We start from the raw sequence: 17,741 nt of genomic DNA, 5'->3' as shown, positions 1-17,741 counted from the left end.
TCGGATCGAGGCCAGGCATTGGCTGACGTTCGCTTCCAACCGATTGCAGCCCTCCTCTGCCGGCCGCTCATTTACCTGCGGGTACGCGGGAGGAAAGCGGTAGCCAAACCCAGAAGTGGCAGGAACGAAGCAACACCGTAGACCCAGACAATCCCGTATTCATCGGCCAGTTGTCCCAGACCGGCAGCGCCAATGCCGCCGATGCCAAACATCAGTCCAAACATCAATCCGGACACCAGGCCGACACGGCCCGGTACTGCTTCCTGGGCGTAGACGACGAGTGCAGCGAATGCCGAGGACATCACCAGGCCAATCATGCTGGCCAGTACAGCCGTCCAGAGCAAGTTGGCGTACGGCAGGGCCAGGGCAAACGGCGCAACACCCAGGAATGAAATCCAGATGACAGCCTTGCGGCCGATGCGGTCGCCCACCGGACCGCCTGCAAAGGTACCGATGGCTACCGACGCCAGAAAAATGAACAGGAACATCTGGCTTTGCTGTACGCCAAGCCCGAACCGTTGCATCAGGTAGAAGGTGAAGTAGTTTGTGAACAGCGCGATATACACGAACTTTGCGAACATCAGGATACAAATGACCACGATGGCTTGAATGACACCGGTGCGGCTGAGCCCTTCCTTCTGGTTGCGCGCCAGCCCTTTTAATTGGGCGTGTCCGTGTGCAAGCGTCCATCCAGTGAGTCGGAACAGAACGGCGATGGCGGCCATTGCCGCGATCACGAACCAGGCAACCGCAGACTGTCCGTGCGGGATGACGATGGCCGCGGTGAGCAACGGACCGATTGCCGAACCGGCATTGCCGCCGACCTGGAATGTCGACTGCGCAGTACCGAATCGACCGCCGGACGCCATCCTGGCCACGCGCGATGCTTCTGGATGGAAAGTAGCGGAACCGATACCGACCACCGCAGCGGCGAGTAGCAGCATGGGGTAACTGCCGGCAGTCGCCAGAAGCACTATGCCCAGAAAAGTCACCATCATTCCGCAGGGAAGCAGGTAAGGCTTGGGGTGTTTATCGGTGTACAGGCCGACCCATGGCTGCAAGAGAGAAGCCGTGACCTGATAGGTCAGTGCAATCATTCCAATCTCGCCGAAGCTGAGCGAAAACTGCGTCTTCAGCATCGGAAAGATGGAAGGCAGCATCGCCTGGATCAAGTCGTTCAACAAGTGGGCGAACGCGGCCAGCCCGACGATGCGAGCAAAAAAGGTTCCTTTGTGTTCTGCTGCGGCCGGAGCCGCGGAAGCGATCGCTGCGTTATGGACTGCTGTATTGGTTGTCATAGGTCGGTCACGAGATGCAAACGTTTTCTGGCGGAAGGTAAGCTGCATCCGCCAGCAGGCATCAAGTGTAGGGAAATAAGGCCTGACGGTCTTGCGACAATCTGCCGAAATTTGTAGAGAATCTGCCAGGCCGGTTCCGGCGCCGAGAAAGCATCAGATCTCTCGCAACTTTCGGAAACTATTGGTTGCGATGAGAAGCGCGTGGCAGTCGGATACATCGGGAGCCTCTATTGACCGCCCACGAGATAGTTCTGAATTGGCTTTGATGTAGCGGCATCGGCAAAGAACAGAGACCTATGATCTGAACGAACTCATCTCACTTTCGATCTTCCAGCCACAGGATGGCTTGCGCCATATCGTTATAGAAAACCCGGTAATCCCCTTCGCCGGCTGCGCCAAAAGCAATTCGGGCCAAGTAAGCAAGGCGGCTGTTTGGTACGAGAATGGCCTTGCGGAGCGGGACAGCGCCGAGCTTGTCCTTGGTATCTGCTTCCAGTCTTTGCTGCATGAGTACGAGGTCAACGTCTGGCGTTTCCATCTCCAAGGCGTCATACAGCACCTTAACCTGCTGAGTGTCCTTGGCCAGAGCCAACACCCGTTCTTGACATTCGCTCAGCATCTCTTCGGTGCATGCGCCACGCATCCGTGCCACGATAATGCTTCCTATTGGTTCAACCCAAAGCTTTTGCTGTTCCATCATCTATTTCTCATAACCAAAAATTAAACAAAGTGCCCCTTATAACTGGAAATGGGCTTCGGGCAGTTCCGTGTTTCAGTGAGAGAAGGCTTTTTGCCTCTTAAATTCGTCGAGAGACATAGGCGCATAAATACTTGAATCGCGCACCGCGGACGGCATACATCGATGCCAGCACACTGCGCATCACTTCAGGATTGCGCCAACGGACATATCTGCGCGACCCGTAGCAGCAATTCTTTTCTCAATCGTTTCAGTTCCGCAATCCGTTCATCAATTGTCTTTACCTTCTGCGAAAGCAAATCAGCCACCGCGATATCGGAATTTTCCGCATTCCATACGGATGGCAGGTTCTCGCCAATTTCCGCCAGGCTGAAACCCAGCTTCTGTGCGGTGCGTATGTACATGACCAGTTGCACGCTTTCGGACGCATAGCACCGATAGCCGTTACTTTCCCGAACAGCCCGGACAAGGCCGCGCTTTTCGTAGAACCGCAAGGTATCGCAGCTGACGCCGGTTGCTTGTGCGAGATCACCGATCCTCATATTCATGCTCTCCGAAAAATGTACTTGACCTTGGAGTGCACTCCAGGCTTTAAGCTCGTTTCATCTGTCAACAATACCCCAACAAGGAAGAAAAATGATCGGACCGGCGAGTTATCTGAAAATTGTGCGCGCCAGTGCATGGTATGACCTGGTAGTGACCATCGGCTTCGCAACGCCGTGGACTTTTACCGCGATACATGGCGGACTGAATGCGCTGATAGGCTTGCTTGGCTTGCCGGGCGGTCTGCCGCCGTTTGCACCCGAGCATATGCTGATGGCAAATCTGCTCGGGTCCATCGTCACCGTCTGGGCGATTCTGCGCCTGCGGGACACGCAGCAGCGCTACGGCCGCTATGACGCCGCCGGTCGATTCCTGTTCGCAGCCTGGCAAAGCTATGCGCTTGCGATGGGAGCGCATCCTATCCTGATTGGATTTCTGGTTGCCGAACTCGCTTTCGGCATTGCTCAACTCGTCCCTGTATCGGATCGGTCACCCAGTCGCCCGGACTGGGAGCCGGGACTGGCAAAACCGCGAGGTGGCTGAGGCTCCTGGTCAATTAAATTCGGCAGGTTTGCGAAGCGGCCTGCCCTGCCGCGCGTGTCCGCGCCGAACATCCGGTCAGGGTTTCCCGCCGTATGTTGCCTTGTACTCGGCAGGTATTTGCACAGGATAAAACGCTCCTGCAAGTATGAGGACGATGAGAAGCGACACTACAGAACCGACAACCATGGACACGGCCACGGCATACATACGCACCGCCCTTCCCGTCAGATGCCAGTGCAATGCACAGCCGAGATGGATGAACAGGGATAGCACGGCCAGAAAATAGTAGGGTGCAAAGACAAACTGGAATGGCGGCACATGAAAGCCTGCCGCCGCGAAGTAAAAATTGGTGTCCAGGTTCAGAACGGCACGACCGACCAGCACGGCACCAGCATGGTTGAGCAGGAAGAATGCGAGATACGCTCCCGAGCCGGCCTGAAGCCATGCAACAACGCCCTCGCGCACTCTCCAGCCACGCACGACAAAAACAAGCCCGCTGCAGATCTGGAAGGAAACCGCGGCGAAAAGCGCCGCCTCCACGACGGGAATGCGGTACACGGAACGAAAGGCGCGCATGAATGCAATATGAGCGTCAACGCCAACCATGCCGACGAGATGGTTGGCGATATGGATGCATGCATAGGCTGCGAGAAGCAGTGCAGACAACCCGTGAAGCTTCCTTAAAGTCATATTGCCCATAAGGTCTATGGTAACAGGCGCTGCTCGTCGGTGCCCTTACCAGTGGCCAGGTCGGAGCGCTTGAGCAAAAGCACGCCTAAGAATATCGCTGCGATGACGTCGAATACCAGGCAGAACCCCGGCCACCAGACAGGAACACCATCATTGCGTAAAAATTGGTGATGCATGAAGTCGAAAATACCATGGCCGGCCAAAGCCGCAACAACGATCCAGAGATTAGACCTGAATCCGGCTACTGCGGCTCCTATGAAAGCACTGGCGATTATTGATTCAAGTGACAGTGTCCTTCCGTCTCCGCCGATTACCGCGAACAGAACATAGTAGGTCGCAATCACAACAAGCATGGTGGGGTAAAACACGCGCTCCCGGTCAAAACCGATTAGTCTGGCTGCCCCGCATGCCGCAACGGCCAGAACGAGTCCAATAAGGTAATCCATTGTTGCCTCTTGGTTTATTTGTAAGGCGGGACTTGGCTGACTGGCCGGATGTCAAACATCATTTATGCGCGCTTCATTGCCCGCTCCGGTCCTGCTCGATCAACACGGCCAGTTCAGGATCGATTGGCAGGCGCGCAAACATGCTGATGTTGGTGCCACCCGTATTCCCGACGGGGACCATGCCCACTGCCGAACCCAGTGCACCGAGAACGATCCGGACGGCCTGCCCAAGTCCCTCGCCGGGAGCACGGCGCTTGAGCGCTATGCTCAACATGCCCCAATGCGTGCGGACATGCGGTATGACCTCGCCCTGTCCCAGCACATGGGCGCGCTCCAGATGCCGCATCGCCCGATCCAGAGACCCGGCGCGGATGAAGCGCCCTGCTGATGCCATTTCATTTTCGAATGCCGCCTTCAATGCCGGATTCACATCCATCCTCCCTGAACATACGATAGAACGCAATACCGAGGGCTGCCCCGGCGCCCCATGTCGATTAGCGCGGAGCCGCCTCGGCGTCGCCGGTCAGTGCGCCGAGAAATGCCACGAGATCACGAACTTCCTGCTCGGACAAGGCAAACGGTTTGAGCTCGCTATGTCCGGCCGCCGCTACCGGTGCCCTGGCGTAGTGACGGACGACTGCGTCGAGCGATGGCACCTGCCCGGCATGCATGTAAGGCGCACGCAAGGCGACATTTCGCAAGCTCGGTGTCTTGAACGAGGCCTCCATGGCATGGTCATCCTGGGCAAGGAATCGCAATTCTTCGCACTGCTCCGGCCGGGCGCTGCTGAAGCTTCCGAGACAATTGAATTCGTCATTCATGACCTTCGCAAGTGCGGCACGGCGGCCCGGGTCGGGCTGGCCGGCTGTGCGCGGGGCAATCCCGGTGTTGTGGAAGTGCTGGTCGGTCAGGAGCGGGCCGCTGTGGCAGGTGATGCACTGCCCTTTCCCGATGAAGATGCGCAGCCCGCTTTTTTCGGACGGACCGAGAAGCTGGGATGCGGTTTCATCGCGCCGGATCACGCCGTCGACGTAGCGGTCCATCCTTGACGGGCGAAACTGCAAGGTCTTCTGGTAGGCTGCAAGCGCCTTGCCCATGTTGGCGAACACTCTTGACACTTCACGGCGGGCATCGTCGCGCATACTGTTCCATGCAGTCCGTTGTCCCGGCGTCCCAAGCGGGCTGGCTTCTTTCGGCAACCCAGCGAGGTCCGGCAGAGGACCAAATACGGCTTCATAATCTGCACGATAGTGCGCCTTGAGCGCATGCGCATAGGCTAACCGGTTTCCGCCGTGCTCGGCCGGATCCTCCAGCGGACCCAGTGCCTGTGACCAAAGGCTGTCCTTGCGGCCGTCCCAGAACAGGAAAGGACTGTATCCTGCCCCAACCACCGGCATGGTGCGCCGGGCGCCGGTGCCCATGCCAATTCCGAGCGGGCGACCGTCCTGGAATTGCCGATCCGGCTGATGACAGCTCGCGCAGGACACGGCACTGTTGCCGCTGAAGCGGCGGTCAAAGAAAATGCGTTGCCCGAGGCTGACGGCGGCCTGTGACGACTCATGGCCATTCGACGGATCGACCGGTGCAGGCGCAAGTTCGGACAGGCGCATCGAAGACAGGACGGCAATCTCTGCCGCATTCCAGCCGTCGACGGCCTTCATGCCAAAGGGGTTGGCCAGCGCAGCGCCAGTCAGCAATGCCCCGCCGATCAGTGCAATCATCCAGCTCGTTGCAGGTTTCATGATGTGACCGGCTCAGCGTTGCGCCGTGTCCGTTGCCGCCATCGGCGGCGCGGCACGGGTCCCGATGATCGTGTTGAACTTCACTTCATCGGTGCCCGACGGGGTGTCGACCGTCAGCCTGATTTCCCACCATCCCGGCATGCTGAATTTCATGCCCTCGAGCAGATAGCGGCCGTTGCCCAGGTCTTTCGTGACGCGCGGCTGCGTCGGAAAACCATGTCCATGCTGGGGCATGCCGCCACCGACGCCGATCTTCGCATCCGACACCGGCTCGCCTGATGGCGTGCGCAGCCGGACTTCCCAGGCGTGGATCTTGTTGATGGTGACCGGCTCGGCGAGCGGACGGATGGCGATATGGTATTTTTCGTCGGCCGTCGGGCGGTCCAGTGCAAGGTTCAGTCCCGACGGTGGTGACACGCATGCGGACAACGAAACGAGTACCGTGAACGCTAGCGGGAAAAGAAATGGTCGAAGCATGGCGTGGATTTCCTGTGTTGGCTTGATTTGATCAGCGAATGGCATGACGTTGCCGCCGGCTTCTGCGTTGCACGAAGCCGGCGACAGTCCTTACTTCCGCGTGCAGGCACATGCGGGACCGCAGTCGCACTGCGGGCCGCAGGCGCAGCCGGCATCCTGGGCAGCTTGCTGTGTCGCGGGGCTCTGGCAGCCACAGGCGCAGTCCCGACCTGGGCAGTCGGTGCAGCGGCAAAGGGTTGGGGTTGGGGTAGTGGCATTCATGGTGTTTCTCCTTTTGTTGAAGATGAGATGCCAGTGTAGGATCGCTTCCCCGTTGCGGATTGAACGAAACGGCTAATCATGAACGGCACGCTGAACGTCCGCCGGTGGTGGATATAGCAGGAAGGATGGGGGCCGGCGTGGGAGCAATCCCGGGCCTGGGACCTGCTAGACGCGCTGTACGCCGATCGCCGTCACGCCAAACATCCGCTTGAACGTACGGGAGAAATGGGCAGAATCGGCAAAGCCCCCCGCGTGGGAAGCGTCTGTCAGGCTGCTGCCGGCGCCATACAACGCGACGGCGACCTCCAGGCGCAGCCACAGCACATAGGGGCGGAAACGTATGCCGGTTTCCTGCAGGAAGAGATGACGGAACCGCCCCGGGGACAGGTGAACAGCCTCGGCAATCTCGGTCATCGTGACCGTATCGGCAATTCGGTCACGGAGGATGTCGATGGCACGCATAATCCGCTTATCGAGCGGCTTGGCGGAAGAGAGGTGAATGGAGGAAAGCCTGGTTGTTACCGCCCGTGCGCAATCAGCGAGTTCGTCATCGGTGGCATCCTGTGCATACAAGGCGGCAAGACGGACGGCCTGCTCGGCGAGGTCACCGGCATCGAGCGCACTGACGCCCTCGGGATAGCGCTCACGCAACGCCCGGCCTTCCAGCGACTCGGGTTCGGCGAACACCAGTGCGACGAGTTCTCCGCGCGCTTCGAAAGCATGGGATTGATGGGCTGCGACGATGGCCGCCGCATGGAAAACCCATCCCTGCCCAGGGCTGCGGAATCGCACCGCGTCGCCTGACAGCGTCAGCGTGATTTGGATGGCGTGATGTTCGTGGAACCCGGTTTCCTCGCCGGCATGGCCGATCCACAAACTGCCGCCACGCCAGAAGATGATCCGGCCCGTTCCAAACGGCCTGGCAGCTGGCCCGCGTCTGCTGTTGGTCATCCCTGCTCCATGTCACTCATCAATCATCAGCCAGTCAATCTTCTGCGTTTCCTTTGTGCAATTTCGGTGGCTTAAGGCTCAACCCACAACGGTATTAATGAACAATACCAAACTGAGCGGAAAAAGTGGATGTCGTCGCCGCCGCCTTTTCCGGCCGGCTGCCATCGTCAGATTTTTGTCAAAAACATCGCCATCAAATCTTCAGCTCTCACTATTGCAGGTCATTGAATCGCTCGATGAAAAGATCGTAGCAATCTGTCGACGATGGAATGCATGGATGAGCAATCTGCGGCGCATTTTTGGGGATGTGCTTTCCCAATTGCTCATTTTCAGTCGCCGGAGATCCGACCGGTTGTTGTTCACCGGCAGTCGCGACGTCCGTCGTGTAGACCTGATTTCACATTGCCGGGGCCTTCATTCACACAGGCAGGAAGTAGCCTCTACGGACCAGACGCCTCGATCGTGACTTTCAGGGATCCCGGCGCCTTGAAAGCGTCGATCCCGCCGTCGATCGTCCCCAGCTTGATCAGGCCATCCGAGTAGGCAAAGTCTTTGTAGTAAATCGCCAGGTTTCCCCAGGGCGCGTAATAAGCGATATCGCCCATTGCCGGTTCGGCACCTGCCGGCGCCCCATCGCCGGATAGTTTCCGCGCAAGATAGGCCACCTTCTCGGTTGCCGCGTAGTCGTTCAAGGTCAGTGTCAAGGGGAGCAGGGAATAAAAATCCCTGGCTGTCGGGTTGTCGGCAAGGCTGGCAATCACCGCTTTCCCATCTACCATGATTCGAATTTTTAGCGTCGTCATAGGCTGTTTGGCGACCGTGGCTGCTGGTCTCGTTTGATTGTCGGGAGGACTCCCGGCTGCACCATGCGCGGCAAGGCTGACGGTCATCGCGGCGGCGAACGCGGTAAAAAGCAGCGTTCTCATCGAGGACGTTTCTCGAACACTTCCCTGGCGACCGGAAGAGCCGAGAATACGTTCGGCCAGCCGACATAGAACGCCAGGTGCGTGAGGACTTCCGACGCCTGCGCCTGCGTGACGCCGCTATCCATTGCCCGGTTCAGGTGAAAGGGAATCTGCGCGACCTGGCCCGACGCGATGAGAGCACTGACCGTGATCAAACTGCGGTCACGCGGTGCAAGATCCGGCCGTAGCCAGAGATCGCGAAACAGCACGTCAGTCGTATAGTGAACAACGCCCGGCGCCACATTGCCAAACTGCTTTTCCACCATGGCCGCACGTTCGGCTTCGATTGCTTCATTCAGCGGAAGCAGCCTGGGCATCGCGACCGGCAATTGGTCAGCACTGATCCTGCGCTTCGCAAAGACTTCCTTTGCAACCGAGACGGCCGCCATGGCGTTGCCCCAGCCCGAATAAAAGGCAAGATGCGTAATCACTTCCGACAGCTCGCCCGGCTTGACACCATTCTCCAATGCGACGTGAAAGTAATAAGGCATTTCAGCTGTCTGATTGCGAGCGATCAGAGCGGCGACCGTGACGACGCTGCGGTCCCGGGATGACAAGTCCGGTCGTTTCCATACCTCGCCCAGCAGACGCGTCTCTGCATAGTGTTCCAGCGCTGGCGATACGGCCTGGGCATGTTCGCGCGTTTTCATTTGCGTTGTCCCCAGGGCGGTCGTTGCTTGCGGTCCTTGCCCGAATGCGGACGAGATCAGCAAGCACACCGCGAACGGGACGACCAGTTCTTTCCTTTTCATCGGGATTCTCCGCTCATTGACGGTATTGCTCGTCGCTGACTTTTTCCAGCCACTCGACATTCTTGCCATTGACAGTGCCAGTCAAGGAGATATGGGTCAAGGCTGACGTGGGCGATGCACCGTGCCAGTGCTTCACACCCGGCGGGCACCAGACGACATCGCCTTTGCGAATCTCGGTAATCGATCCACCCCATTCCTGTGTCCAACCCTTACCTGCTGTAACGATCAGATGCTGGCCGGCAGGATGGGTATGCCATGCGGACCGCGCACCCGGCTCGAAGCTGACATGATGTCCACTCACCGGCGTGGATGGATTCGCCGGAAACAGAGGCGATACATGGACGTTGCCGGTAACGTATTCTGCTGGTCCTTTGCTGGATGCCTGGGAACCGGCGCGCATGATTGCCTGTGATTGTTTGGCGCTTGCGTCCGCGGAAGCGGCGCTGCCCGCAGAAGTGCTTTGACCATGAGCGACGTTTGCTGAGAGCAGGCAGATCGGCAGCAGTGGGACAACAAGGGCTTTCATGTTTTTTCCTTAATGGTTTCAAGTGATCAAACCGCGTCCATATGCATTATTCGTTTCTTATTCGCCTACTTCAAATTGCCTTGGAAGAACGATGCCAGTTTGTCGAAGGGAATAAGATTGACCCGATCATAAAGATCAACGTGACCAGCTCCAGGCACAATGAGCAGTTCCTTGGGTTGCCCGGCCCGTTTGTAGGCATCTTCACTAAACTCCCTGGAGTGGGCGCTGTCACCGGTGATGAAAAGCATAGGACGCGGCGAAATCGTTTCTATGTCATTGAACGGGTAGAAGTTCATGAACTTGACGTTGCTCGACAGCGTCGGATGAGTCGTCAGCGCCGGTGACGAACCCCCTGGCGTAAACTCGCCTCTCGGGGTGCGGTAAAAATCAAAGAACTCACGCTGAATGGGATGCGTATCGTCCTTCAGTTCATGCACGGTTCCGCCGGTATATCGTGTTTCACCACCAGCGAACTCCACGTAACGCTGCTCCGCCGCTTCCGCGATGATTTTCTTCCGCTGCTCGAGGGTTTGGGAGTGGTTGAGTGCATGACGGCTGGCAGCGCCCATGTCATACATGCTGACTGTCGCAATGGCTTTCATGCGCGGGTCAATCTTGGCCGCGCTGATGACAAAGCTGCCGCTTCCGCAAATCCCAAGTACGCCAATGCGATTCCGGTCCACAAACTGGCTGGTTCCCAGGAAATCCACCGCAGCACTGAAATCTTCGGAAAAGATCTCCGGAGCAGCCATGTTCCGGTGCTGGCCGTCGCTTTCTCCCCAGAAGGATAAGTCAAGGGACAAGGTAACGAATCCCTGCTCCGCCATTTTTGCCGCATACAGATTCGAGCTTTGTTCTTTCACGGCACCCATGGGATGGCCGACGATGATTGCAGGATTCATCCTGTTCCGGTACATGTTGTTGGGAATGAAAAGGTTCCCTGCGACATTTATCCTGTATTGATTTTTGAACGTCACCTTTTGCACGGTCACCTTATCGCTCTTGAAAAAATTGTCTGCGCCATTGGGCATGTCCGCAGCCAGTACCGAGAATGAACTGGCAGCCAGCACCAGCGACGAAATGAGCTTCTTCATGTGTACTTCCTTCACTTGATCGTTGAAAAATGAAATGCGTTCCGGATGCGCTCCGCGCGCGATGCCATGAAAGCCAGGAACGCCGAGAACAGAAGTAAAACGGCACTCACGAAAAACGTGCTTTGGTAGCCGCTCATATCGAACAGCAATCCTCCAACAATGGACCCGAGCCCGATGGCGAGCTGAACCACTGCAACCATCAGCCCGCCACCCGCTTCCGCGTTGTCCGGCAGCGTTCTCGCCAGCCAGCTCCACCAGCCGACTGGCGCTGCAGTGGCAACGAGTCCCCAGAGACCCAGAAGCGCCACGGCGACGGAAACCGAACTGCCGAACGCAATCAACGTTACGGCGATCACGGCCATCAGGAGCGGAATGGCGACCAGGGTTCCGTAAAAACTTCGCTTCAAGAACGCGCCGATCAGGATGGTGCCGATGAAACCGCCCACGCCCATCGTCAACAAAATGATCGACAGCGTGGGTACGTCGACACGAGTCACCGCTTCGAGGAAAGGGCGCAGATAAGTAAATAAAGCGAACTGCCCCATGAAAAAGACGCTGACTGCGGCCATGCCCGGGGCGACCAGGGGATTGCTGAGCAGCTTGAAGACATTGCCGGAACCTGCCGTCCGTTCTTCGGCTTTCATGGAGGGCAGGCTCATCCACTGCCAGACAAACGCCAGCAGCGCAATCGGAGCGAGGCAAAGAAACGCGCCGCGCCAGCCGATGACCGAGCCGAGATAACTGCCCAGGGGAGCGGCGACAACCGTTGCCAGCGCATTGCCGCCATTGAAGATGGCGAGTGCCTTTGGCACCTTCTCAGCGGGCACCAGCCGCATCGCCGAAGCGGCAGACATGGACCAGAATCCACCGATAGCCACGCCGAGCAGCACCCGGCCGGCCATGTACGTCGCATAGTTCGGCGCAAGGGCGATAATCGGCGCGGAAAGAAACATGAGCCCCGTCATTCCCAGCAAAAGGGACTTGCGACTTGCCTTGCCCGCAAGCGCCGATATGAAAAGGCTCGTCAGCACCGCAAAAGCGCCGGAAACAGAAATTGCCTGGCCGGCAAGCCCTTCGCTGATCTGGAGATCGGCGGCAACCGGGGTCAGCAAACTGACCGGCATGAATTCGGAAGCCACCAGCGCGAACGCGCATAGTGTCATTGCAAATACGCCGCTCCAGAAAGCGGGCTGATTGCCGGCTTGACGCTGAGCGGGCCGGTTGCCCGCATGGATAACTGCAGTTTGAGTGCTGCTCATGGTCGATGCTCGCTTGAAGATCAGGCCTCCATCTTGACGAGTTCATGAGCTTTTGATTAGCGGGCACAATCTTCATGTACTTGTGAGAAAATTTCAGCAATGGCACACACCAAAGTTAACGACTTGCAAGCCTTTCTGGCCGTGGCGCGAGACCAAAGCTTTACCAAAGCCGCTGACCGGCTCGGCATTACCCCATCCGCACTGAGTCATACGATCAGGGCGCTCGAAGAACGACTGGGCGTACGCCTGCTGGCGCGTACGACCCGCAACGTGGCGCCTACGGAAGCAGGAGAACGATTGATGCGCTCGATCGCTCCGCTATTCGATCAGATCGCAGCAGAGGTTGAAGCGCTGGGTGAATTGCGGGACAAGCCGCGGGGGACGATCCGCATTACGTGTACGGACGATCAGATCGAATTGTGCCTGCGGCCAATGCTGGCGCGGTTCCTGCAGGACTATCCCGACATAACGCTGGAGTTCTATGTGGACTACGGGTTCACCAATGTTGTCGAGGAGCGGTTTGATGCCGGCATTCGCCTGGGCGAAGCGATCAGCAAAGACATGATCGCCGTTCGTATCGGGCCGGATTGGCGATTGGTCGTTGTGGGATCTCCGGCATATTTCGACCGGTATCCCGCACCAAAGTCGCCGCATGATCTAACCAGGCATGCTTGCGTCAATATCCGGCACAGGCCGTCCGGTGCGATTTATGCGTGGGAGTTCGAAAGAAATGGCAAGGCATTCACCGTAAGGGTCGAAGGGCAGCTCGTTTTCAACAGCATCATGCACGTCCTCAATGCTGCGGTGGATGGCATTGGTCTGGCTTACGTCCCAGAAGAACTGGCCGCTCCCTATCTGGCTGACGGCCGACTCAAACAGGTTTTGAGCCACTGGTGCCCGTATTTTCAGGGGTACCATCTGTACTATCCCAACAGACGCCAGGCATCACCCGCTTTTTCAGCGTTTGTCGAAGCGATTAAATATCAAGGCTAGATGTCCGCTTCTGCGGATTGCTGCCCTTCCCTATAGACTGCTATTAATCCAAAACCGACATAACATCGGCAGAAAGCAGGACGGGGGTCACTAAAGACTGTTTCGAAAGCTTCCGAAAAAGCGCACAGGTTGCGATGTTGCGGTCATCAGATGTTATGACGACATCAAGATGTCGATGTACGTCTACATCGCAAGACGCCGGCATGTTGTGCACGATCACACCTGCATCTGCGATGTCGATGGTTTCAAGAGCCGGCGCATACTGACCAAGCCGATCACTGGCCCCGGCAGCAGCAGCCAGGCCACCTTGCTTCCCATGTACGGGAAGGCTGTTGTGGCAATGAATATCGAGAACGTCGTTAGCAGAAATCCCAAACTATTCTGTATCGCCAACGCGCCGCCGATCAGATCTGAAGGACATGCTTTGGCGGACATGGCTGAGAACTGCGGCGAGTCCGCAACCACCGCCATACCCCATATCAACAGCAGTACAAGTTTCCAGTACGCCGGCAGATCCTGAATCAATGGGTATAGCAAGCACATTAACCCTGATGTGAATAGCGCCCACCATGCGACACGCGCACTACCGATGCGCTGGCTAAGCATTCCGCCCGCGATGCAACCAATCGCACCGGCGCCAATCACGGCGAAGGCCCATCCGGATATTGCCCGTGTCGATTCGGAAGTGCCGTCTGCGATGAACGAGGCCAGCAATAGCGGCACGACAGTCCAGAAGGCATACAACTCCCACATATGCCCAAAGTACCCAAATGCAGAAGCACGGAATTCGGGAACGTGAAAGGCTTTCATGACATTGGCGTTGATGCCCGCTGCTTTTGGAGATTTTCGCTTCAGGTAAGGCCCTTCACCCAGCAGAGCGACCATCAACGCACCAGCAAGCGCGAGAACGGAAGAGATCAGGATGACGATTTGCCAGTGGAATGAAGCTCCTGCCATCCGTATCGCGTACGGCAAGGACGTCCCCAACGTCATCATGCCCAGCAACATTCCAAGATTGCGGCCTGCCGCCTGGGGATTCCAGGTAAGAATCAGCTTCATTCCGATGGGATATATTCCCGCCAACGACAGCCCTACTCCAAAGCGCAGCCACATTGCCGACTCAAAACCTGTGCTGAATAATGCGAACATGCCGTTGAATATCGCCCCCAGTACACTGCACAGTGCAAATATCCGGCTTGCGGAATAGCGATCGGCGAGGCCGCTGAACGCGAATGACAATGTCCCTACGATAAAGCCGGCCTGCACCGCATTGGTCAGCCATCCGATATCGGCAGGGCTTAGCTCCCACAACCTGGTCAAGTCATCAGCGGCACTGTTCGCACTGAACCATAGCGATACGCCGAACAACTGGCCTATGACGATGATGAAGATCGGCTTGCTCATTGCGCTTTGGAATAGTCTGGACCAATGGCGAGAACCGTTGTCAGCGGCGCGCCAGATGAATGCTTGATGAACCGGGATGCCAAGCCGCACATTGTCTTTACATACTCTTGTCTATCCATCGGCTTGACGATGTACTCTTTAATGCCCAGCGAAACGGCTCTTTCGATATCCGCTTCCATCGCCATCCTGTCAAAACCACTACCAGCATCGACGCCAGTGTCGGCGTGGCCCTTATCGTGATGAGCACTTCTATGCCGTCAACAGCCGGCGTTTTCAAATCCAGCTAAATCAGGCAAGAGTTGCCGGATGGCGCATGCCGATATTGTTTACGATAGAAAAGGTAATCGCGCGCCGCTTCTCCATCGTTTGCTCGATGATGTCATTGGTTACGCCGCATTGGTGTAATGCACGCAAAGCGAATTCGATATCGTTCGGAGCATGTTCAACAAGCAAAATCGGTTTGTTCATCTGGCCGTCGCAAAGCACACCATGAAACATTGAGTTTTTGTCTGCGCAGTTATAGCTGCGCTAATACTGTTTTCTTGCGATGAAAAAATATTGAACACCTGAACTCAAAGCGCTTGAAGTGTACCATTGGCCTTTCGCCGCAGAAGCGCCTGACGAAGGTTCAGCACCTGTTGCCTACTTCTGCCGGATGCGGGGTTACTCGTGCAACCATTTGCAATGGTGCGACAAGCCTTTGTTAAGTGCTGCAAAGGAAATGTAAAGTTCCGCAAAGAAAGAGTACCCGCCGGATGTTCTTCCGCAGTCGACGGTATGATCCAAGCAATGGATGGCAGGTGCAAGATATGGCCAGCGTACTGCTGATCGACGACGATATTGAACTGATGAGCATGCTTCAGGATTACCTGCAGCACGACGGATTTTGCGTGCATGCGGAGCATGACGGGCAGGCGGGACTAACGGCCGCTTTGAGTGGCCACCACGACATTGCCGTGCTGGACGTAATGATGCCGAGTCACAGTGGCATCGAGACCTTGCGGCTGCTGCGCCAGCAGAGTCAATTACCGGTGCTGATGCTCACCGCAAAGGGCGACGACACCGACCGAATCCTCGGCCTGGAACTGGGAGCGGATGATTATGTATCCAAGCCATGCACGCCGCGCGAATTGAGCGCCCGCATCCGCGCAATTCTACGGCGAACCCAAGTGCAATCCAATGAAGAACCGGCCAGCATGCTTGTGTACGGTGCGCTTGAATTGTGGCCGGGACAGCGCCGAGTCGCTTGGGCTGGCAAGCCAGTGGCACTCACTGGCACCGAGTTCAATCTGCTTGAAGTCCTAATGCTCAACCCCGGCAAGACGGTCAGCAAGAACGAACTGTCAGAAAGGGCGCTTGGCCGGCCACTAGCGAAGTTTGACCGGAATATCGACGTACACATGAGCAGTTTGCGTCATAAGCTTGGTACGCTGCCGGATGGCCGCTCCTGCATTCATACCGTGAACCGGCAGGGTTTTTTGTTAATCAGGGAAAAGCCTTGAGTCACCTGTTCTGGAAATTCTTCCTTGCGATCTGGTTCGCCCAGGTGGCTGCGATTCTTGTTACAGGGAGCGCCATCTGGATCAAAGATCGCAGTCAGGCACGCCATGCCGAAAGCCTCGAACTCGGCCCACCAGCCCGTAGCATTCTTGACGGCGCTGAAGTCGCTTTCCGGTATGGCGGCACGGTTGCCGTGGCTGAGCTGCTGCAAAAGGAACGGCGGGAAAAAGTGTTCGCGGTGAATGCCGAGGATGGGGATTTGCTCGGCCGTCAAGTTGATGCCGCCGTCTTGAACGCTGCCAGAAGATTGCACGAACAAGGTCTCGACGCTGGAGCGGTGCGCATGGTTGCATCCGAAGCCGCCGGCACCTGGCTGCTGTTCGTCGAGCGCGGCCGCCGCGAGCCACCGCCGGGAGGCAAAGATTCGCCGATGACGGACGGGCCGATGACGGGCATGGAGCCAGCTTCGCCCCATGACAAGCTGGCACCCCCGCCGGGAATACGCTTTCCCTGGATGTCGGTAGTATTAGCCATGCTGGCGAGCTTTGTCTCTGCAGCCCTGTTGGCGTGGCATTTCGTGCGACCGGTGCGTAAGCTGCGCCAGGTTCTCGGCACCGCCGCGCTGGGTGACCTCAGCGTAAGAGTCGATCCTGCTGTGAGTCAGCGGCGCGATGAGCTGGGCGATCTCGGTCAGGAATTCAACCGCATGGCAAGCCAGCTGCAGTCCCTGCTCAACAGCCAGCGTCGCCTTTTGCATGATGTCTCCCATGAGTTGCGCTCGCCCATGGCACGCTTGCAGGTTGCCATCGGGCTTCTGCGACAGCGCCCGGAACGCATGGAGCCGTCGCTTGAACGCATCGAACGCGAGAGCCGGCGCATGAATCATTTGATTGACAGCCTGCTGACCTTGTCGCGGCTGGAAACAGGCACTCCCGGCGCCATGGATGACTTGGTCGACATCGGCGAACTGCTGAGAGATATCGTCAATGATGCGCGTTACGAAGCGCAGGCGGCAGGCAAGCATGTGACACTGGATGTGGGCGGGGTGCGCGAACCGACACTGGTGCGTGGTCGCATGGAGCTGTTGCACAGTGCTGTCGAGAATGTGGTGCGCAACGCTTTACGCCATACACCCGAAGGAGAATGCGTGGAAATCGTTTCGCGACCTGACCGGCAAGACGGGCGGGTCCACATCCAGGTACGCGATCATGGACCTGGTGTGCCGCCAGACGAGATCGACCACATCTTCGAACCGTTCGTTCAGGGCAGCAGCATCAGTTGGACGCCAGGAGGTTATGGCTTGGGCCTTGCCATCGCGCAACGGGTTGTTCACGCACATGGCGGCACTATCCGCGCAACCAATGCCGAACGCGGCGGGCTGAGCGTCGACATCTTGCTACCGTCCACTCCGGATTGAACCTGGGTCTTTCCTCCCTGAGATTTTTCTCGTGCTCACCTGCCAATCCGATGAGAACGACATTTTGCCGGGCGATGAATTTGTAAATAAGCCTTTGAATCGAGCAACCTGCTCCGCGCTTTGGCGAATCTCGGGGAAGTTTTTTTCAGGGCGAAGCCCCTGATTTGCGCATGCGTACTGCTC

At 57.4% G+C, this 17,741-nt stretch carries 21 protein-coding genes; 4 read left to right on the top strand and 17 right to left on the bottom strand.

What is annotated here, in order from left to right:
• Positions 1–71 precede the first annotated feature (71 nt).
• The 3 genes from V7080_RS05420 to V7080_RS05410 all read right to left on the bottom strand — a co-directional run bounded on the left by V7080_RS05420 (position 72) and on the right by V7080_RS05410 (position 2,537).
• Complete coding sequence (locus V7080_RS05420; protein ID WP_334187388.1) at positions 72–1,298, bottom strand: MFS transporter; 1,227 nt, start codon at positions 1,296–1,298, stop codon at positions 72–74.
• A gap of 316 nt (positions 1,299–1,614) precedes the next feature.
• Positions 1,615–1,998 carry a hypothetical protein gene (locus V7080_RS05415; RefSeq protein ID WP_334187387.1) on the bottom strand — a complete coding sequence of 128 codons (384 nt, stop codon included), beginning with the start codon at positions 1,996–1,998 and terminating at the stop codon, positions 1,615–1,617.
• A 185-nt stretch (positions 1,999–2,183) separates the two neighbouring features.
• Complete coding sequence (locus tag V7080_RS05410) at positions 2,184–2,537, bottom strand: MerR family transcriptional regulator (RefSeq protein ID WP_442947184.1); 354 nt, start codon at positions 2,535–2,537, stop codon at positions 2,184–2,186.
• A gap of 94 nt (positions 2,538–2,631) precedes the next feature.
• Between V7080_RS05410 and V7080_RS05405 the strand changes: the two genes are divergently transcribed.
• Positions 2,632–3,081, top strand: coding sequence for a hypothetical protein (locus tag V7080_RS05405; protein WP_334187385.1), 450 nt, complete (start codon positions 2,632–2,634; stop codon positions 3,079–3,081).
• Between the two features lie 75 nt (positions 3,082–3,156).
• Here V7080_RS05405 and V7080_RS05400 read toward each other — a convergent pair whose 3' ends face one another.
• The 11 genes from V7080_RS05400 to V7080_RS05350 all read right to left on the bottom strand — a co-directional run bounded on the left by V7080_RS05400 (position 3,157) and on the right by V7080_RS05350 (position 12,148).
• Entirely contained in the window at positions 3,157–3,747 is a 591-nt protein-coding gene (locus V7080_RS05400; RefSeq protein ID WP_334187384.1) for a hypothetical protein, read from the bottom strand.
• Between the two features lie 38 nt (positions 3,748–3,785).
• On the bottom strand, positions 3,786–4,217 hold the full coding sequence (locus tag V7080_RS05395; RefSeq protein ID WP_334187383.1) for a hypothetical protein: 432 nt from the start codon (positions 4,215–4,217) through the stop codon (positions 3,786–3,788).
• Between the two features lie 73 nt (positions 4,218–4,290).
• Complete coding sequence (locus V7080_RS05390; protein ID WP_334187382.1) at positions 4,291–4,647, bottom strand: DUF3703 domain-containing protein; 357 nt, start codon at positions 4,645–4,647, stop codon at positions 4,291–4,293.
• 64 nt (positions 4,648–4,711) lie between these two features.
• Positions 4,712–5,959: a cytochrome-c peroxidase gene (locus tag V7080_RS05385; protein WP_334187381.1), complete on the bottom strand. Its 1,248-nt coding sequence runs from the start codon at positions 5,957–5,959 to the stop codon at positions 4,712–4,714.
• A 12-nt stretch (positions 5,960–5,971) separates the two neighbouring features.
• A complete protein-coding gene (locus tag V7080_RS05380; RefSeq protein ID WP_334187380.1) occupies positions 5,972–6,436 on the bottom strand; it encodes a FixH family protein in 465 nt (154 codons plus the stop codon).
• 426 nt (positions 6,437–6,862) lie between these two features.
• Entirely contained in the window at positions 6,863–7,648 is a 786-nt protein-coding gene (locus V7080_RS05375; protein WP_334187379.1) for a helix-turn-helix transcriptional regulator, read from the bottom strand.
• A 440-nt stretch (positions 7,649–8,088) separates the two neighbouring features.
• A complete protein-coding gene (locus V7080_RS05370) occupies positions 8,089–8,574 on the bottom strand; it encodes a cyclophilin-like fold protein (protein ID WP_334187378.1) in 486 nt (161 codons plus the stop codon).
• Positions 8,571–9,365, bottom strand: a complete 795-nt coding sequence (locus V7080_RS05365) for a carboxymuconolactone decarboxylase family protein (protein ID WP_442947183.1) — start codon at positions 9,363–9,365, stop codon at positions 8,571–8,573. The genes V7080_RS05370 and V7080_RS05365 overlap by 4 nt, the downstream gene beginning before the upstream one ends.
• Positions 9,366–9,378: 13 nt before the next feature.
• The gene (locus V7080_RS05360; protein WP_334187377.1) at positions 9,379–9,891 is read right to left on the bottom strand and encodes a (R)-mandelonitrile lyase; all 513 of its coding nucleotides are present in this window, start codon (positions 9,889–9,891) and stop codon (positions 9,379–9,381) included.
• A gap of 65 nt (positions 9,892–9,956) precedes the next feature.
• A complete protein-coding gene (locus tag V7080_RS05355) occupies positions 9,957–10,985 on the bottom strand; it encodes an alpha/beta hydrolase (protein WP_334187376.1) in 1,029 nt (342 codons plus the stop codon).
• A gap of 11 nt (positions 10,986–10,996) precedes the next feature.
• A complete protein-coding gene (locus tag V7080_RS05350; RefSeq protein WP_334187403.1) occupies positions 10,997–12,148 on the bottom strand; it encodes an MFS transporter in 1,152 nt (383 codons plus the stop codon).
• A 195-nt stretch (positions 12,149–12,343) separates the two neighbouring features.
• Here V7080_RS05350 and V7080_RS05345 point away from each other — a divergent pair, with 195 nt between their 5' ends.
• Positions 12,344–13,237: a LysR family transcriptional regulator gene (locus V7080_RS05345; protein ID WP_334187375.1), complete on the top strand. Its 894-nt coding sequence runs from the start codon at positions 12,344–12,346 to the stop codon at positions 13,235–13,237.
• Positions 13,238–13,453: 216 nt separating this feature from the next.
• On the opposite strand, the gene V7080_RS05340 is transcribed toward V7080_RS05345, so the two are convergent.
• The 3 genes from V7080_RS05340 to V7080_RS05330 all read right to left on the bottom strand — a co-directional run bounded on the left by V7080_RS05340 (position 13,454) and on the right by V7080_RS05330 (position 15,109).
• Positions 13,454–14,641 carry an MFS transporter gene (locus tag V7080_RS05340; protein WP_334187374.1) on the bottom strand — a complete coding sequence of 396 codons (1,188 nt, stop codon included), beginning with the start codon at positions 14,639–14,641 and terminating at the stop codon, positions 13,454–13,456.
• Complete coding sequence (locus V7080_RS05335; RefSeq protein WP_334187373.1) at positions 14,638–14,820, bottom strand: hypothetical protein; 183 nt, start codon at positions 14,818–14,820, stop codon at positions 14,638–14,640. Before V7080_RS05335 ends, V7080_RS05340 begins: the two co-directional genes overlap by 4 nt.
• Positions 14,821–14,929: 109 nt before the next feature.
• Complete coding sequence (locus tag V7080_RS05330) at positions 14,930–15,109, bottom strand: hypothetical protein (protein ID WP_334187372.1); 180 nt, start codon at positions 15,107–15,109, stop codon at positions 14,930–14,932.
• Between the two features lie 341 nt (positions 15,110–15,450).
• Between V7080_RS05330 and V7080_RS05325 the strand changes: the two genes are divergently transcribed.
• Both V7080_RS05325 and V7080_RS05320 read left to right on the top strand, forming a co-directional pair.
• Positions 15,451–16,143 (top strand): response regulator transcription factor, encoded by a 693-nt coding sequence (locus V7080_RS05325; protein ID WP_334187402.1) that lies wholly within the window; start codon positions 15,451–15,453, stop codon positions 16,141–16,143.
• Positions 16,140–17,558, top strand: a complete 1,419-nt coding sequence (locus tag V7080_RS05320; protein ID WP_334187371.1) for a sensor histidine kinase — start codon at positions 16,140–16,142, stop codon at positions 17,556–17,558. The genes V7080_RS05325 and V7080_RS05320 overlap by 4 nt, the downstream gene beginning before the upstream one ends.
• Positions 17,559–17,741: the final 183 nt, after the last annotated feature.

It is taken from the genome of Noviherbaspirillum sp. (assembly GCF_036846085.1).
Lineage (GTDB): Bacteria > Pseudomonadota > Gammaproteobacteria > Burkholderiales > Burkholderiaceae_D > Noviherbaspirillum.
Note: the sequence above shows the minus strand (reverse complement) of the source record. Positions and strands in the feature narration are given on the sequence as shown.